Origin of the sequence: Secundilactobacillus malefermentans DSM 5705 = KCTC 3548, from assembly GCF_001436395.1 — a bacterium.
Classification (GTDB): Bacteria; Bacillota; Bacilli; order Lactobacillales; family Lactobacillaceae; genus Secundilactobacillus; species Secundilactobacillus malefermentans.
In genome coordinates this window covers 1-15,683 of sequence record NZ_AZGJ01000017.1, presented here as the reverse complement: position 1 = coordinate 15,683, position 15,683 = coordinate 1, and the positions used below count along the sequence as shown (strand labels likewise).

Sequence of the window (15,683 nt, the reverse complement as noted above, 5' to 3'; positions counted from 1 at the left end):
ATGAAACGGATCTTTATTATTCGTCACGGTAAAACTCAGTGGAATCTCGAAAAACGGTTGCAAGGAGCTGGCGCTAACTCCAAGCTCCTATTGGATGACGCTAATTTAGCAAATTACGGCCGACTCGCGACCTATTTAGACACTTACCAGTTTGCCGCTGCGTACGCCAGTCCAATTGAACGGGCAACCGAAACCGCACGATTAGTCATTGAACAATTCAAAAATAATTCTGACCTTAAAATTCAGCAGTTGGACGACTTGAAAGAAGTCTCCTTCGGCAAATGGGAGGGCCGCTCCAAGGCGGAACTCATGGACGAAAATTTGGAACTCTTCAAAAAGTTGTCCAAGCGCCAAAATGATCCTGAGTTGGCCGCGATTGGCGTTGAAAATTTCACGGAAGCTCGTCAACGTTTTGCAAATACCATTCAGTCTATTTCTGCTAAGCTTGGACCAGACGAAAACGCCGTTGTTTTTGCTCACGGTGGGATTAGTCAACTTGGCATCAAAGAACTGACGCATAATGAACATTTACTGGGACTTAAGAATTTATCCACTTCAATCATTGCTGAAAATCATAGTGACTTTTTCATCGATGTGTACAATCAAACCGCCTACTTACAGGATATCGATTTGAACGAAGGTAACGTCTCAATCCTATAAAAAAATCTCAACGTTAATCGTTGAGATTTTTTTAGTTTAACCCATGACGAAACGCTTCAATCATGTCCCAAGTCAGACTAAGCCGAGTATCATCATGAGGCATCTTTTCGCGGTCAAACCACTTTCGAAGTGATAGTTCCTCTTTGTCCGATTTGTATTCATAGGTCGGGTAGGCATCCGAACCAGCCACATCAGCGAAGAATCCCATTAAAACGGACTGGGAAAACGCCCATGGTTGGCTCTTATAGTAATGGATGTTGTTGACCTGCAGTCCAGTTTCCTCAAAAACCTCACGTCGCACTGCACCTTCCAGCGTTTCACCAATTTCAACGAAACCAGCAACTAGGGCAAAGTGGTTATAGCCTGATGCGTATTTGGTAAGCAGAAGTTTGTTTTGCTTCTTAACGCCAACAATAATGACTGGTGAAATTTTTGGAAAAATCTCCGCTCCACAGTTTGGGCAAACGAGTTTGCGTTCATCTTGACTCTTTTCTAAGGGATGGGCACAGTGACCACAATAGCGGTTCTGCCCATACCAATTTGCAAGGTGAGCGCTGGTTGCCGTGGCAAAAGCCGACCAGCGAGGCTCTAAATTTCGTAGATCATTTAACTGATGAAAATGGAAGTTACCCTGTTCTTCCAAATCAACGTCAAACGTGAAGAACCGTTTGTCCGCTACCGATAGGAGGTAGTTTGGCTTATCAAAATGATTTGAGTAGCCTTCGCTCAATTCCTTGAAAGTGGGTGTCCGACTCGTTTCAGTTTCATCAATCATTAAAACCTTTCCCCGTTTAACGATGACGACAAAGTCTGCGGGGGTTATTTCTTTGGAAAAATACTGTGTGTCTAAAATGTGTGGTTGAATGTCTTGAAACATTTTCTCGACTCCTTTTATCACATACGATACTCAAATCAAATAAAAAAGCAATAAACACTATTATTAAATAGCATTTATTGCTTCATTGAAACACGATACATTCTTAAAAATACTGAATTTTATTAGCCTTCGCTAACCTTCAACAATGATTTAATTGCGGTTCGTTGATCCATTGCTTCATAAGCATCCTCGATATGATCTAAATCAAAGGTTTCGGTGAAGACCTTTCCAGGATTAATCTTACCGTTCAATACAGCGTCTAACAAAATAGCATTATCATGAGTTGTAACAGCAGCAATTCCACCACGAAGTCCGGTATTGCGCCAGAACAAGTCATTTGTATTCATAGTTGGTGTTTGAGGAATTCCCACTCGACCAATAACAGCTCCTGGACGACCGACTTTAACTGCGGTTTCCACGGCCAGCTCATTGCCGACACATTCAAGTACGGCATCAGCACCACCATTAGTCATTTCCAAAACTTTTTTCACTGCATCGTCGCCACGTTCTGCAACAATGTCAGTGGCACCAAATTCTTTAGCAAGTTTTTGACGATCTTCATGACGGCTCATGGCAATAATCCGCTTTGCGCCGCGAAGTTTAGAAGCAATTACACCACAAAGCCCAACGGCACCGTCACCCATAACGACTACAGTGTCACCTTCTTTAACCTCTGCGGTAGCAGCAGCATGGTAACCCGTTGCCATAACATCAGCTAAGGTCAACAGATTATTCAACATGTCATCTGAATAGTCGCTAGGTTTGCCAGGAACGGGAACCAAGCCCCAGTTGGCGTTAACGTAACGTAAATATTCAGCTTGATAGCCGTTGTTAACATTTTCTGGAACATCCATACAGTCACCATCGAAGCCGGCTAAACAAGCAGCACAGTGACCACAGCCATGGGTGAAAGGTACGATAACAAAGTCACCGGGTTTCACATTCGTCACTTCACTACCAACTTCTTCAACAATGCCGATTGCTTCATGACCCACTCGTGAACCTGATGGCATCTTATTAATACCACGGAAGAACCATAAATCTGAACCACAAACACAAGCTCTAACAATTTTAATAATCGCATCTCCGGATAATTGAATCTCGGGTTTAGCGACCTCGTGAATTTCTACTTTTCCAGGTTCCATAAAAGCTGTTGCTTTCAAAAAATCATCTCCAAATTTTATTGTTAAATTTCACACATTTGTATCATATACCCTGAATTACACTTCAAGGCAATCCTTTTTTTAATCATCTGGTTTCTTGGATCTAATACCAGCGATTCTGATAATAAAAATTTATGAATAACGTCCGAGTCCATCAAGTGTCTTTTTGCCAAGTCGTACAAAAACAGCCCCAGACTTTATCGTCCGAAACTGATTTATACTATATTAATCTGATAACGACAACACCCAAAATCATTGTTATTAAACCAATAATTTGAATGGGCGTGATTGGGTTTCGTTTGGCATCTAACCAACCAAATTGGTCAATCAATAAACTGCCGGCCATCAAACCGATTAGGACAATGACGACGGCAAGACCGGTTCCAATCGTTGGTGCCAAATAGGCATTGCCAAGTACATATAGCGAGCCAATGACGCCGCCAATCCACATCCACCAGCGATGCTGATCTGTGGTTTCCTTGTAACGAACTTTTGGCCGCATGATTAAAACGATGATAATCAATAGCACCGTCCCAATCAAGAATGAAATAAATGCGGACTTTATCGCGGAACCGACAACAATTCCGAGATGCCCATTTATCGCCGTTTGACTAGCACTCAACATCCCAGCAAAAACACCCCAGAGTCGCCAAAGCCAACTATTCAGTCCATCTTTTCCACTCCCCTGAACATCTGCCTTTGCCTGAACATCGACCAATGCCTTTCGACTTTCAAGATAGTTTGGTAATGCAACCGTGACAATCACACCGATTAGTACCAGGAGTGCACCCAATCCCCGGCTAACCGTCAGGCGTTGAACGGCAGAACTAAACCAACCACCATTATCAATTAAAAGCCCCATCAAAATTTGTCCTAAGACCGGGAAAATAACCGTTTGAACGCTGCCGATTTTGGGAAATAGCAGAATGTTTGACGTTAGATAAATCACTCCGAAAACGCCACCTAGCCAAAGCCACCAAGGTTGACTGGAAATTGTTGTCATTCCAACGATTAAAACTTGCCCCGACGCAACCACGACAATCGCCAGAAAAATGGTCCCAATGATAAAGGAAATCAATGACGATAAAAATGGCGAACCAAATGCATCCCTTAATTTCGAATTAATGGTCGTTTGGATGGGCAATCCGAACCCAATTGTAAGGCCGATTATGATAGCTATCATTAGTTCTCCTCCGTTATGTTCGACAATTAGGTTTCCTGTTCATTATAAGCCCTAATTTACTATTATCCTGATTACTTACCTTCCTAAATATTCGGATAATGAAAAAAGTTTCTCCTATCGCTAGGAGAAACCTATCACTTCGCACAGTTAAATTTCATCCACCGCTAAATTAATTAGTTGATGGATGTCTTTTGTGTTCTTCAATTCATATCGATATTGCTGATGCGTTTCCGGATCAACAAATTTTGTCCCCTTTGTAAAATGAATATCTTCCGTCCCAGCTTCCACAGAGGTTTTGTAATACCACTTTTTGAATCTCAAGAAGTCCAACTGCTTTTGCATTTCAGTTACTTTTTCTTCCAGCACCCGTTCTTCTTGATCTAAATAATCATATCGTTCCCGCAGTGTTTCATCACCCTGCAAGCATAGATTAATAAATTTGCCAATATCCTTAACTGGTACCCCGCTCTTTTTTAAACAATTAATCACTTCTAAAAAATTAAAATCATTGTCCTTAAACTCTCTTCTGCCAGCTGCGTTTCGGTCCACAAATGGCAAGAGTCCTTGCTTGTCATAGTATCTAAGTGTGGAAGTATTCGTTCCCATTCTTTCCGCGACTTCACCAATTGAATATTTCATTATTATAATCTCCATTTCACGTTTGACTTAAACCTTACTTCAAGTCGTATGATAACAGAGAATCAATTAATATGAAAAGAGGAAATTTATAATGGCAAATAAAACATGGCTCATTACGGGTACTTCAACTGGTTTTGGAAAGTCTCTAGCAACCTTCCTTGCAAAAAAGGATGATGTTAATTTGGTAGCAACGGCGCGCCATGCCGAAAGATTAGACTACTTGGATGAATTTAATCATGGCCAAATCAAAAAATTAACCTTAGACGTCACTAACCAAGCTGAAATTAAATCCGTTGTTAAAGAAACGATCGCCGCATTTGGGTCAATCGATGTTTTGATTAATAATGCTGGCCTTGGTTACTTTGGTACCTTTGAAGAAAGCAACCGCAACGCTGTGAAATACATGTTTGATGTAAACGTTTGGGGCTTGGTCGATATGACTCGCAGTGTGCTCCCGACAATGCGTCAACAAAAATCCGGCATCATTATCAACTTCTCCTCAATTGGCGGGTTATTTTCATTTCCGACCCTTTCCTTCTATCACGGAACAAAGTACGCCGTCGAAGGGATTAGCGAATCCTTGGCAAAAGAAGTTGCTGATTTGAATATTAAAGTTATGTTAATTGAACCAAGTGGCTTTAGAACTGATTGGGCAGGCCGTTCATCCGAAAAGGAAATGCCAAAAATTGCTGATTATCAACAATTTAGCGAATCTATCACAGGCAATGCAGAAGGCGCTCACCATGAAGCCGGCGATCCTGACAAGGCAGCAGCAATCATCTATGACCAAGTGACGAATCACGAATCAGACTTACCACTACGATTACCATTAGGTAAATTTGCAGCTGATACGGCTGTCCAAAAGTATACTGATTCTTTAGCAGATTTCAAAAAGTTACACGACCTGTCTGCATCTGCTGATCAACCAGAATAGAGGATTTAATAATGGAGAAATTAACAGGAAAGGTTGCCCTAATAACCGGCGCCAGCTCCGGCTTTGGCCGCGGAACAGCAATGGCGTTTGCTGAGGCAGGCTGTAATCTCGTTTTAACTGCTCGCCGCGAAGAAAAATTACAGCAAGTTGTCGAAGCTTGTAAGCAATTTGGCGTAGACGCAATTTACTTTGCCGGTGACGCACAGCTTGAGGAGACAGCTATTGAGGCTGTTAAATTAGCTATTAACCATTTCGGCAAGATTGACATCTTAATCAATAATGCGGGAATTGGTCGAACTTTATCACTGACTGAAACATCAATGGCAGACTATGATTTGATCATGAATTCAAATGTTAGAAGTGCCTACGCTTTTACTAAGTATGCCGTGCCAGAGATGCTAAAACGAAAAGACGGTCAAATTATTCTTACGTCATCCGTGACTGGAATCAAAGGTCACCCTGACGAAACAGCGTATACGTGCAGCAAGTTCGCGCTACGTGGCTTCGGTCAGGCTTTAGATAAAGAGTTACTTGGCAAAGGAATCCGCACATGTGTTTTCTGCCCCCATGCCGGTGCCACAGAATTTGAAGTTGGCTACGGTCGCACCCCAGAGGAAGTTGCAGAATCTGGGTTCTTAACGCCAGAAGATGTTGGCCAAGCACTCCTTAGTGTTTGTACCCAACCCAAGCACTCAAGAATCGTCGAATTACGCTTAGCTTCAAATAATGTCACCTATTAAAAAATCGACAACTGGATATATTTCCAGTTGTCGATTTTTGCTTATAATGATTTAATTTTACGTGCCGGTACGCCACCAACCAGCGTATTATCTGGAACATCCTTGGTGACCACTGCACCGGCAGCAATCACGACATTACTGCCAACTGTGACTCCTGGCATGATGGCAACTTTGCCACCAATCCAAACGTCATCCCCAATAGTGACTGGTGTTGCCTGTGCCAAGTATTTGCTACGTCCCTCGGCAGTCATTGGATGGTTAACCGTGTAAATATCAACGTTAGGACCGATCATCACGTTATGCCCCATCGTCACTGGTGCAATATCGATAATCGTCAAATTGTAATTGCTCAGGAAATCTTCACCCACATGGATGTTCTTCCCATTATCACAATTAAAGTTAGCTTGGACCGAAACCCGTTCGCCCGTTGAGCCCAGGATTTCTTTAATTTTGCTTGTTTGCGCTTCCGGATCTGTCGCCGAAATATCGTTAAACTCTTGGCATAAACGAGCGGCTCGCGCCTTTCGCTTAGCAACCTCCGGATCCAAGAAATAGTACTCCTGTCCGGCCATCAATTTTTCTAATTCAGTCATCACATTCACCTCAGTACTAGGGTAGCACTTGAACTAGGGTTTAAGTCAAAGGTAAGTTAGATTACTTTTTTCATCAATCAACGTCACACCTTGGGCCGGATTTGAATCGATGGCGCCAACAATTTCATGCGGTGTATACGGTTCTTCCAAATAATGCACGTCTTCCTTAGTCAACTTAACCGCCAATGCATCAACGGCCTCATCTAAATGGCTGACCTTCGTTGAACCGACGATTGGTGCCGTGACTCCCTTGGCCCATTGCCAAGCTAAGGCAATCTGCGACATCGAAACCTGGTACTTTTTGGCCAATTCATCAACGCGGGCAACAACCTTCAAGTCTTCAGTCTCCGCCCGGTCATATTTGCCCATGGCCACGCGATCCGTCTGACTTCGTTTTGTGTCAATTTGCCAATCTCGATGGCTAAGATGTCCAGCCGCTAACGGACTGTATGGCATTAATGACACGTTCATTTGCTTGCAGATGGGAATTAATTCACGCTCATCCTCACGATATAGTAAGTTATAGTGATTTTCCATTGCTTGGAATTGGGCCCAACCATGGTCTTTGGCGACTTGTTGCATATTATAGAATTGGTAGCCATACATGGCGGAAGCCCCAATTGCCCGAACTTTTCCTGACTTAACCAAATCGTTCAAAGCGGCCATCGTTTCTTCAATTGGCGTATCAAAATCAAATCGGTGAATGATGTACAGGTCTAAATAATCAGTTCCTAGGCGCTTCAACGACCCATCAATTTCTCGATGGATGGCTTCGCTAGAAAGTCGGCCCGGATTAAAATAAACTTTCGATGCCAGCACAACTTTGTCCCGTGCAATCCCATTCTCCTTTAATGCCTGACCTAAATATTCCTCACTGGTTCCCTTGGAATAAACGTTGGCCGTATCAAAGAAATTAATGCCTAAATTTAGCGCATGATTAATCACCTTTTTACTATCATCATAGCTAAGTGACCAGTCGTGCATGGTGCCGGGTTCACCAAAACTCATAGCGCCCACACAAATTTTTGAAACCTCTATATCCGTATTGCCTAATGTATCAAATTGCATATCATCACTCCCAATTATGATTTAAGCTGCTGCCAATTACCCGAAAAGATTTGATTTTTCTCCGCCTCTGATAGGTTCATCGCCAAAATGGCCTGCTTGATAACCTCAGTTGGACCATCGGGCGCAATTCCCAATGGTGTGTCCGTTCCAAATAACACATGATCAATCCCAAAGAAACTCACTGCAAGCGCCAAAGCTCCTGAGTTTCCTAAGAGGGCAGTATCTACATAAAACTTTTTAAATACCTGATATTTTTCCTGTCCCTGAATATGATAAATTCGTTGTGCAAAATAAGGCACCATTGCGCCCGCATGATGCACGATAATTTTTAATCCAGGAAATCGATCAAAGTACCCTTTATTAACAATATCATTCATTGCTAAGGTCTGTTCATATTCCCAGCCAAATGTTAAATTATTGTCCAATTTACGTTCATCAAAAACTGGATGGAGCCAAATGGGTTTCCCAATCTGCACCATCTTTGCAAAAATAGGCTCAAATTCTTCAGACGCAATTGGCTTCTGCATGGCTCTCGTAAATAATTGGACACCTGCCGCAAGTGGGTTATCAACAACCTGCTGGTCAATAAGTTTCAACGCAGCCTGGATATCATTCATTGGCAGCATCGCAACAAACGCTGGAAATTGATTTGGATAAGTTTTGACAATAGATTCAAGTTCGTCATTTGCCTGACGACACAGGTTAACTGATTCCTCAACTCCAGTAAAATCTTCCGGATTCAAATTAACCATGGAAATAATTTGCTGCTGATCCGTTTCCATTGTTGCGATTCGTTTTGATAAGTCAGTTAGCAACGGGTTCTTCATCCAGCTATTTTTTTCGAGGGCATCCGGCGCAACCTCGAGCATCTTTTTTAGAAATTTAGGTGCCAATACATGTGCAAAAACGTCGATCATTTGATCACCTCACATAAAACTTGGCTTATCCCCATCAGTATTCGGTTTATTAAGCCCAACACTTTCGTTCAAATGGGTCTTAGGGTCTGTCACTACTTTGAAAACAAAGTCCGCAACACTTTTGCGAGATACTTCAGTTCCCTTAAATGGTTCGCTCCCCTGTGTCGTTTCATAATCGACTTCATCGGTATTCGTTAACCAAGCAGGCCGAACTTCCGTATACTGCAGGCCAGACTCCGCAACTAATTTGGCAGCTGCTCTAAATCCTGGTAAATATGCCGCAATTGCCTGTTCATTCCATTTGCCGAAGTTACCTGGAACTTCATGATGGGCACCCAATGAACTTATATAGACGAAGCGTTGCTTGTTAGCATTTTTCATTGCATCGAGGACACTTTGAATTTGTTCCGCCAAATTAATGCCGCCTAGGTTCGAATAAACCAAGTCGACGTCTGCCATGGCCGTGTAAAGCTGTTCCGTATCCAAAACATCCCCATCTATTAATTGAACCCGTTTATTATTAGTATACTTATTCAACCGTTCTGCTTTTCTTAGAAATAAAATTAAGTCATTTTGCGTTTCGCTTAATAATCTTTCCGTCAGTAATTGCGCCGTTTTTCCGTATGCACCAATAATCATTATTTTTGTCATTAATTTTTCCTCCTTACTTCTTATTGCAAATTTTACTCCTTAAAGTATACTTTAAGTCAAGGAGTGGATCGAGCTATGAAAATTGATGAAGTTGCAACCCAATACCAAGTTTCAAATTCTACATTGCGCTACTACGAAAATGAAGATCTTTTAGGTCCCGTGAATCGTGTCAATGGGATTCGCGAATTTAAGGAATCTGATTTAGAACAACTCGATTTTATTATTTGTTTAAAGCGTTGTGGCATGACGATTAGCCAAATGAAGTCCTTCATGGCGCTCTATCAAAAGGGAGATTCAACCGCTACGGAGCGATTAACAATCCTCCAAAAGCAATTACAAACATCCCGCGATAATTTAAATAAGTTGGAACAGTCAATTGAGCACCTGGAAACAAAAATTAATGACGTTAAGGCGTTAGTCTAAAACAACCTTCAACTATTCATAGAATAAGTTGAAGGTTGTTTTTTGATGCAAGGTTTTGGAGTATATCTGTCAGTAAAATGAATTTTAGTTAATTAGTTTTTGTAACTCATAGATCTGCTGAAACACCTGATTTTCTTCCTGTCGATCTTGTCGACTGGCCATGTGAATTGTACTACCTGGCCGATTGCGTTTTGTGTACAATAATTTTGGTAAATACACATACTGACCAGGAGTGTTAGCCACAAAAGTTGATGTAAAGAGGTAATCTTCAGCTAAGTGCAAAGACTCATCGAAAGATAAATTTGCTGAACGAATTGCTGAAGTTCGAAAGGCCTTATTCCAAACATACCCACCGAATTCAGTCCCTCGTTGCGAGACCTGATCAAATGCCGTTTTTTGATTTAATTCAATAAAAGAGTCAGACTGTGTCGCCGGACGACGATACCATTCATATCCAACAGCTGCCATAACCGCTCCAGTATTCAAGCCTTTCCCCAACATTTCAACAAAGCTTGGTGCAATCATATCATCGCCATCCACAAAGACTACGCCATCCCCAGTCGCATGACTCAGACCAAAATTACGAGCCACTGAAACTCCTCGATGTTCTAACTGAACCGCATGGAAGTCTGAATTACTTTTTGAAAATTCACTTAGCTGCGCAAAGGTGTCATCGGTTGATCCATCATCAATCAGCCATAATTCAAATGGCACCGTTTGATCTGCTAAGTTTTCCAACAATGCTTTTACATATGACCCCAGATTATAGGTTGGTACGACAACTGATAGTTTCATACGTATCGCCCACTTTTCTATCTTGATTAGTTTACTGCAGCCAGTGGTGGCCGTTTACCGGTCGCGTCAATTGGTATTCTCACGAGCACTTGTTTGTCGTCCGTTAGCGGTAGTCCATCCAAATAAACTTCCCGGTGACTACCTGAATCGACTAGTTGATAGCCCACTTCTTTAGCCTCTTCTTGTAATCCATCAACTTGAGTGGCCGTCACAGCACCGCTGAAACTGGTTTGCATTTCAGTGCCTTCACTCAATTGTTCAAAGTTGACGAGTTCGGATAGGCTGGCCTGATTCACTGCCTGATTATAAATTGTTTCATTAATGAACAGCGGTTGTTTAAGCCAAATCTTAAAATCATCTCCATGCCAAACGGCTTGAACTGGGTACGGCCGATAATCTTTAAACCCCGGAACCTCAATTCCAGCCTTTGGTCCCTCACTAATTAACTGTGCTAATTTTGTGACGGCCGCCGCTTTTGCCAAGAAAGTTGGATCAACGGTTCGCTTTGGTGCGGTACCACTTGCCGTTAGGTAACTTCTTTTTGTCAGTTCCACGAAACTTATATGAGTGCTGCGACTATATTCTGCTTGTTCTCTATCTTCCCAATCAAACATTTAAGTCTCCTCCTTCTTATCCTGGCAATCGGCCTCTAGTCGGTTCAAAGTATAGAGCATTGAGCGGGAATAGCTACTAAAGCGTTTTTATTATTGCAAAAAATGACATAAAAAAGCCATCCCGCTACTGACAACAGAATGGCCTTAAGCATTATAATCAAGCAATTTTATATTAAAGTTTGAATAGTTTTTCCGCAGTACCATGGGCAAATTGCTCACGGTCTTTTTCACTCAAATCAGCTTTCGTCATAAAGCCTTGGACATTTTCTTTACGCTCAATATAGGGGGAGAATTCCCGGCGTCAGAGATAACCTGCATATTGATTCCGTACTGGTCCATATAATCAATGTGCTTAGCGAAATCAGTTAAGGTCGCGTCAACATTCTTGATGGGGATTATTGTTCTTAACCGCTGAATAAGCATTAAATTGCTTAATATTAGCTGGTGTATCAAAGTGTTCTTCAGCTATAATAATTTTCATAAAAAAGTAACGCCACTTTATTTCCTTGTGTCACTGATACTCCGCATGGCATCAATAAATTTTTGCTGATCGAAGTCCTGTTCTGAAACAACGGCGGCCAACTGCTTTTCTTCAGCATCTAAAATTTGAAAAATTTTCGGATAGATTGCGGTTCCCTTTTCCGTCAGTGCAAGTTGGTACGCCCGCTTGTCCTGTGGATTCGGTCTTCGTTCAATCAGGTCCTGGTCAATCAACTGCTTAACTGCTCGGGTCACATTACTCGCATCAATGAATTCCCGTTCCCCCAACGTTTTCTGAGTTAGGCCCGGATTATCATGAATTTTTAAAATATAAAAATAATTACTGGCACTGAGTCCAATCAGGGCCAATTGTTGGTCCAACCGTTGGCTTACCTGTCGTCCAGCAATAATCAACCACTTATGGATTGAATTATCTCGTGATTCTTGCAAACTGTCAGCTCCTCATCTTTCATCTAAATTGATTTTCAAGCCAATGCCATCGGTGCTTGCAACTGTGGTCCATCTCCCCGATGTGCAAGAATCCAGTCATCTCCGTTCCACATTTCTGAACTTTGTCGACCAGCTGAATAATCCCAATAACTATCACGTTCGAATTCCAAAACTTCACCGTTAGCTCCAAGTCCAACCCAGCAATAGTTACCCATATTTTGCGTATCGGCATATTTTGCCCAAACAATTGGTACTGTAACTGTTTTACCAGTATCGTCAGTGTAGTGGCGTTCCTGGTATGATGTGCTTAAGGGCTCAAGTCGTTGCCGATATGATGCATCAACATTTTGCCATACTTGCTCCGCCTTGGCCCATAATTCCTTTTCCTGTGGTAAATTTCCTGAACTCGGGTGGATTAGCGAATTATAGGTCATCACATAACCATCGTCTCGGCATAGTACCGTCACGTGTTCACGCCCCAAAGCTTCTTTTTTCAAATTAGCCGGTTGATATCGACGCAACTGAATTTTCTCACCATCACGTTCAACCGTCTGATCATAAACTAACTGATAATCATCTGGAATAGGTAGCTCAGAATAAGTTCGACCATTAATTTCGAGTTTAGTCATTAGTTAACCCCTTTTCAGTAAATAGTTGTTCAACAATAATCTTTTAACCATCGGTATTATGTCCTATTTTAGTTGCGTGCGCAAGCAATTAAACTTATAAAGGTGACAGTATATAAACCGCGAAACAAAAAAATATGGACCAAACCCAACTTTGAGGAGGTTTTGATCCATATTTTTGTTTAGATACAGTCACAATTGCAACTTAGATCAGGTCACTTCTTTGCATAAAAATCATGTATTGCCTGATCCAGCTCTTCTGGTACCGACTGCCACACTTCTTCCGGACTTCTTACGCTGGTTCCCTGTGCCCTGACAATGTTAAATTGATCGAATCCCATCATTTCTACAAACATTTCCTTTAAGTAAAAGTGAGAAAATTCAAGCGGTGTGTATCGATCGTTATTGGTATAAATTGAACCACTTGCCTGTAATAGCATCACTCTATAATCATCTGTCATCAATCCCACTGAGCCAGTTTCCGTATATTTGAAAGTCTGCTGAGCAATCAAGATGTTATCGATATAATCCTTCATTCGGGAGGTCACATTAAAATTGTGAAGTGGCGAAACAATCACGATTCGATGGTGCGCTTTAAATTGGGTTAATAAGTTATTAGATACTTGCGCGACGTGGTCCTCGTCAGCAGTCATTTTTTCACCACTTCGTTGCTTATTCCAAACATCTAATAGTTGTCCCTTTTCAATCCGTGGAATTTCTGAGTCGTAGAGATTTAGAACTGTGGGCTGCTCATTTGGAAAGAGCTGCTGATACTTTGTTAAAAACTGTTCCTCTAATTGGTTAGAAAAGTGATCCTGGTTTGCGAAATCTGGATGAGCATTAATAAGTAAAGTTTGCATCGTCATACTCCTTTTTCTTTGATAAACTTAGTGTATAACTAAAAGGTGCCAATACATGGCACCTTTATGGAGGAATTTTCAAATGAATAAATCTGAACGGCTTAACCAGGAACTTATTTTTCTCAGGGACAAACACACATTTCAGCTTAAGAACCTCATGGCTGAATTTGAGATTTCCAAACGAACTGCCCTCAGGGACATTGAGGAACTTGAATCCATGGGCCTTGCCCTCTACGGTGAGAACGGGCGCAGTGGCGGCTATCGCCTGATTAACCAAACACCTTTAATTCCGGTCTACTTTAACAGTGAGGAAACGCAGGCAATCTTTTTCGCATTGGATGCCTTGAAGGCAATTTCCGCGACGCCTTTCAACGAATCTTATCAACGAATTCAGAAAAAACTAATGGCCACAATTTTGCCTGAACGCCAGAAAAATGTGACCAAAATGCTGGCTGCTGTCCACTACTACAACGCTGAACAGGTGACACTTTCGATTGATTTAGAAAAGTTGTTAGACGCAATTTTTGATGAAAAAGTTGTTAACGTCACCTATACACAGCACGAACGTAGTCATTTGCAACTGCAAATTCTTGAGTTATTTTATCGAAACGGCATTTGGTTTACGAGTGCTTTTGATTTTGTGACTCAACAATGGGGCACTTACCGTTGTGACTACATGTTCGATTTATCGACTAATAAAACGGTTAAGACTACCTACTCGAGATTAGAACTCCAGCAAATCCAAGATCAATATGAAAATAAATTCCACAACATCCCTTTTCGCTGTCGATTGACCGCTTACGGCAAGGAGTTGTTCCTGAAACATCATTATCCAAACATGCATTTGGAAGTAATAAATGATATTCCCTACATGGTTGGCGGTTATAACCAGACAGAACTAGACTATATGACCCATTTTTTGATTTCATTTGGTAAGCACATGCATATTGAGTATCCGAAGCAGCTCCAGGAAAGTTATCTGAATCAGCTAGATGACATACGGGGAAGCTATATTTGATGAGGCTAACATTCAAATTAGGGACTTCTTCTCTCTAATGGTAAAATAGGCATCATAAATTAAAATGAGGTGAGATTATGGTAAATGGCGAGATTCAAGCATTGACCATTGCGGGTAACGATTCTGACGGAAGCGCCGGAATGCCCGCTGATTTGCGCAGTTTCTATGCCCGAAATGTCTATGGTATGGGACTAATCACGGCCGCAGTGGCGGGAAATTCATATGGTATCGAAGCCGCTCATGTAATGCCGGTGGATTTTATCAAGACTCAATTTGACGTTTTAGCAAAGGATTTTAAAATTCGAGCATCCAAAACTGGTATGTTGGCAGATTCCGACGTCATCAACGTTGTGGCCGATAACTACGATACGCAGGTCTTTGGCCCACTCGTTGTTGATCCGGTCATCATCACCAAACACGGCGCGATGCTGCTTGAGGAAGAAGCTTATGAAACCTTCAAGAAGCGACTAATTCCGTTAGCCAACGTCATTACACCGAATTTCTTTGAAGCGCAAAAATTAACTGACGAGCCGTTAGACTCAAAAGAATCCATCATTGCCGCGGCAGCCAAATTGCAGAATCTTGGCGCAAAAAACGTCATGATTAAGGGCCGCCATGACAATCCTGAACAAGCTGACGTTAGCGATTATATTTTGTTGGAAAATGGTGACTCCTTCTGGCTAACAGAGCAATTCGTTAATACGGAAAGAGTCAATGGTACTGGCGACACGCTATCCGCCGTTATCGCCGCTGAGCTTGCCAAAGGATTTTCCGTTGAGCAGGCAATTCGAACTGCGAAAGCATTTGTCCACACCGCTATTTCAAATGAAATCGCTGTGGGTCACAAGTATGGCCCGATTAATCATTGGGCGGCGATGAAGAATATGGATTAAAATCACATCCATTTTTGATGGTATGTAGCAAATAATCAATGTTTAAATAATGTGGATAGAAATAAAAGAACAACGTCTTGAAGTGAACCCCCGGTATTG

Annotated in this window: 19 protein-coding genes; 6 read left to right on the top strand and 13 right to left on the bottom strand. The window is 41.8% G+C overall.

Going from position 1 to position 15,683, the window contains the following annotated elements:
• A complete protein-coding gene (locus FD44_RS04640; RefSeq protein WP_010619513.1) occupies positions 1-660 on the top strand; it encodes a histidine phosphatase family protein in 660 nt (219 codons plus the stop codon).
• Between the two features lie 31 nt (positions 661-691).
• Here FD44_RS04640 and nudC read toward each other — a convergent pair whose 3' ends face one another.
• From nudC to FD44_RS04620, 4 genes are all read right to left on the bottom strand, one after another.
• Entirely contained in the window at positions 692-1,537 is an 846-nt protein-coding gene (gene nudC / locus FD44_RS04635; protein ID WP_010619512.1) for an NAD(+) diphosphatase, read from the bottom strand.
• A gap of 122 nt (positions 1,538-1,659) precedes the next feature.
• Positions 1,660-2,700, bottom strand: a complete 1,041-nt coding sequence (locus FD44_RS04630; RefSeq protein WP_010619511.1) for a zinc-dependent alcohol dehydrogenase family protein — start codon at positions 2,698-2,700, stop codon at positions 1,660-1,662.
• A gap of 220 nt (positions 2,701-2,920) precedes the next feature.
• Positions 2,921-3,883, bottom strand: a complete 963-nt coding sequence (locus FD44_RS04625; protein ID WP_010619510.1) for a DMT family transporter — start codon at positions 3,881-3,883, stop codon at positions 2,921-2,923.
• 147 nt (positions 3,884-4,030) lie between these two features.
• Positions 4,031-4,522, bottom strand: a complete 492-nt coding sequence (locus FD44_RS04620; protein WP_010619509.1) for a MerR family transcriptional regulator — start codon at positions 4,520-4,522, stop codon at positions 4,031-4,033.
• A 91-nt stretch (positions 4,523-4,613) separates the two neighbouring features.
• Here FD44_RS04620 and FD44_RS04615 point away from each other — a divergent pair, with 91 nt between their 5' ends.
• Positions 4,614-5,456, top strand: a complete 843-nt coding sequence (locus FD44_RS04615) for an oxidoreductase (protein WP_010619508.1) — start codon at positions 4,614-4,616, stop codon at positions 5,454-5,456.
• A gap of 11 nt (positions 5,457-5,467) precedes the next feature.
• The gene (locus FD44_RS04610; protein WP_010619507.1) at positions 5,468-6,196 is read left to right on the top strand and encodes an SDR family oxidoreductase; all 729 of its coding nucleotides are present in this window, start codon (positions 5,468-5,470) and stop codon (positions 6,194-6,196) included.
• A 41-nt stretch (positions 6,197-6,237) separates the two neighbouring features.
• Here FD44_RS04610 and FD44_RS04605 read toward each other — a convergent pair whose 3' ends face one another.
• From FD44_RS04605 to FD44_RS04590, 4 genes are read right to left on the bottom strand one after another with little or no spacing between them, the layout of a single operon-like run.
• Positions 6,238-6,789 carry a sugar O-acetyltransferase gene (locus FD44_RS04605; RefSeq protein WP_010619506.1) on the bottom strand — a complete coding sequence of 184 codons (552 nt, stop codon included), beginning with the start codon at positions 6,787-6,789 and terminating at the stop codon, positions 6,238-6,240.
• Between the two features lie 45 nt (positions 6,790-6,834).
• Positions 6,835-7,857 carry an aldo/keto reductase gene (locus tag FD44_RS04600; RefSeq protein ID WP_010619505.1) on the bottom strand — a complete coding sequence of 341 codons (1,023 nt, stop codon included), beginning with the start codon at positions 7,855-7,857 and terminating at the stop codon, positions 6,835-6,837.
• 14 nt (positions 7,858-7,871) lie between these two features.
• On the bottom strand, positions 7,872-8,774 hold the full coding sequence (locus tag FD44_RS04595) for an amidohydrolase family protein (protein ID WP_010619504.1): 903 nt from the start codon (positions 8,772-8,774) through the stop codon (positions 7,872-7,874).
• 9 nt (positions 8,775-8,783) lie between these two features.
• Positions 8,784-9,425, bottom strand: a complete 642-nt coding sequence (locus tag FD44_RS04590; RefSeq protein ID WP_010619503.1) for an NAD(P)H-binding protein — start codon at positions 9,423-9,425, stop codon at positions 8,784-8,786.
• A 75-nt stretch (positions 9,426-9,500) separates the two neighbouring features.
• On the opposite strand from FD44_RS04590, the gene FD44_RS04585 reads away from it, so the two are divergent.
• Positions 9,501-9,848, top strand: coding sequence for a MerR family transcriptional regulator (locus FD44_RS04585; RefSeq protein ID WP_010619502.1), 348 nt, complete (start codon positions 9,501-9,503; stop codon positions 9,846-9,848).
• A gap of 84 nt (positions 9,849-9,932) precedes the next feature.
• Here the strand turns inward: FD44_RS04585 and FD44_RS04580 are convergent, their stop codons facing one another.
• From FD44_RS04580 to FD44_RS04560, 5 genes are all read right to left on the bottom strand, one after another.
• On the bottom strand, positions 9,933-10,643 hold the full coding sequence (locus FD44_RS04580) for a glycosyltransferase family 2 protein (protein ID WP_010619501.1): 711 nt from the start codon (positions 10,641-10,643) through the stop codon (positions 9,933-9,935).
• Between the two features lie 26 nt (positions 10,644-10,669).
• Positions 10,670-11,257 (bottom strand): hypothetical protein, encoded by a 588-nt coding sequence (locus tag FD44_RS04575; RefSeq protein ID WP_010619500.1) that lies wholly within the window; start codon positions 11,255-11,257, stop codon positions 10,670-10,672.
• Between the two features lie 498 nt (positions 11,258-11,755).
• The gene (locus FD44_RS04570; RefSeq protein ID WP_010619499.1) at positions 11,756-12,187 is read right to left on the bottom strand and encodes a MarR family winged helix-turn-helix transcriptional regulator; all 432 of its coding nucleotides are present in this window, start codon (positions 12,185-12,187) and stop codon (positions 11,756-11,758) included.
• Between the two features lie 35 nt (positions 12,188-12,222).
• A complete protein-coding gene (locus tag FD44_RS04565; protein WP_010619498.1) occupies positions 12,223-12,816 on the bottom strand; it encodes a hypothetical protein in 594 nt (197 codons plus the stop codon).
• Positions 12,817-13,028: 212 nt separating this feature from the next.
• On the bottom strand, positions 13,029-13,673 hold the full coding sequence (locus FD44_RS04560; protein ID WP_010619497.1) for an FMN-dependent NADH-azoreductase: 645 nt from the start codon (positions 13,671-13,673) through the stop codon (positions 13,029-13,031).
• An 82-nt stretch (positions 13,674-13,755) separates the two neighbouring features.
• Here FD44_RS04560 and FD44_RS04555 point away from each other — a divergent pair, with 82 nt between their 5' ends.
• Both FD44_RS04555 and thiD read left to right on the top strand, forming a co-directional pair.
• Entirely contained in the window at positions 13,756-14,691 is a 936-nt protein-coding gene (locus FD44_RS04555) for a helix-turn-helix transcriptional regulator (RefSeq protein WP_010619496.1), read from the top strand.
• A 77-nt stretch (positions 14,692-14,768) separates the two neighbouring features.
• Positions 14,769-15,584: a bifunctional hydroxymethylpyrimidine kinase/phosphomethylpyrimidine kinase gene (thiD, locus tag FD44_RS04550; protein WP_010619495.1), complete on the top strand. Its 816-nt coding sequence runs from the start codon at positions 14,769-14,771 to the stop codon at positions 15,582-15,584.
• Positions 15,585-15,683 lie beyond the last annotated feature (99 nt).

Bases quoted from the DNA above. Each gene is read 5' to 3' on its own strand.
- FD44_RS04640 (WP_010619513.1), top strand. From the start codon at position 1: ATGAAACGGATCTTTATTATTCGTCACGGTAAAACTCAGTGGAATCTC.
- nudC (WP_010619512.1), bottom strand. From the start codon at position 1,537: ATGTTTCAAGACATTCAACCACACATTTTAGACACACAGTATTTTTCC.
- FD44_RS04625 (WP_010619510.1), bottom strand. From the start codon at position 3,883: ATGATAGCTATCATAATCGGCCTTACAATTGGGTTCGGATTGCCCATC.
- FD44_RS04620 (WP_010619509.1), bottom strand. From the start codon at position 4,522: ATGAAATATTCAATTGGTGAAGTCGCGGAAAGAATGGGAACGAATACT.
- FD44_RS04615 (WP_010619508.1), top strand. From the start codon at position 4,614: ATGGCAAATAAAACATGGCTCATTACGGGTACTTCAACTGGTTTTGGA.
- FD44_RS04610 (WP_010619507.1), top strand. From the start codon at position 5,468: ATGGAGAAATTAACAGGAAAGGTTGCCCTAATAACCGGCGCCAGCTCC.
- FD44_RS04605 (WP_010619506.1), bottom strand. From the start codon at position 6,789: ATGACTGAATTAGAAAAATTGATGGCCGGACAGGAGTACTATTTCTTG.
- FD44_RS04600 (WP_010619505.1), bottom strand. From the start codon at position 7,857: ATGCAATTTGATACATTAGGCAATACGGATATAGAGGTTTCAAAAATT.
- FD44_RS04595 (WP_010619504.1), bottom strand. From the start codon at position 8,774: ATGATCGACGTTTTTGCACATGTATTGGCACCTAAATTTCTAAAAAAG.
- FD44_RS04590 (WP_010619503.1), bottom strand. From the start codon at position 9,425: ATGACAAAAATAATGATTATTGGTGCATACGGAAAAACGGCGCAATTA.
- FD44_RS04585 (WP_010619502.1), top strand. From the start codon at position 9,501: ATGAAAATTGATGAAGTTGCAACCCAATACCAAGTTTCAAATTCTACA.
- FD44_RS04580 (WP_010619501.1), bottom strand. From the start codon at position 10,643: ATGAAACTATCAGTTGTCGTACCAACCTATAATCTGGGGTCATATGTA.
- FD44_RS04575 (WP_010619500.1), bottom strand. From the start codon at position 11,257: ATGTTTGATTGGGAAGATAGAGAACAAGCAGAATATAGTCGCAGCACT.
- FD44_RS04565 (WP_010619498.1), bottom strand. From the start codon at position 12,816: ATGACTAAACTCGAAATTAATGGTCGAACTTATTCTGAGCTACCTATT.
- FD44_RS04560 (WP_010619497.1), bottom strand. From the start codon at position 13,673: ATGCAAACTTTACTTATTAATGCTCATCCAGATTTCGCAAACCAGGAT.
- FD44_RS04555 (WP_010619496.1), top strand. From the start codon at position 13,756: ATGAATAAATCTGAACGGCTTAACCAGGAACTTATTTTTCTCAGGGAC.
- thiD (WP_010619495.1), top strand. From the start codon at position 14,769: ATGGTAAATGGCGAGATTCAAGCATTGACCATTGCGGGTAACGATTCT.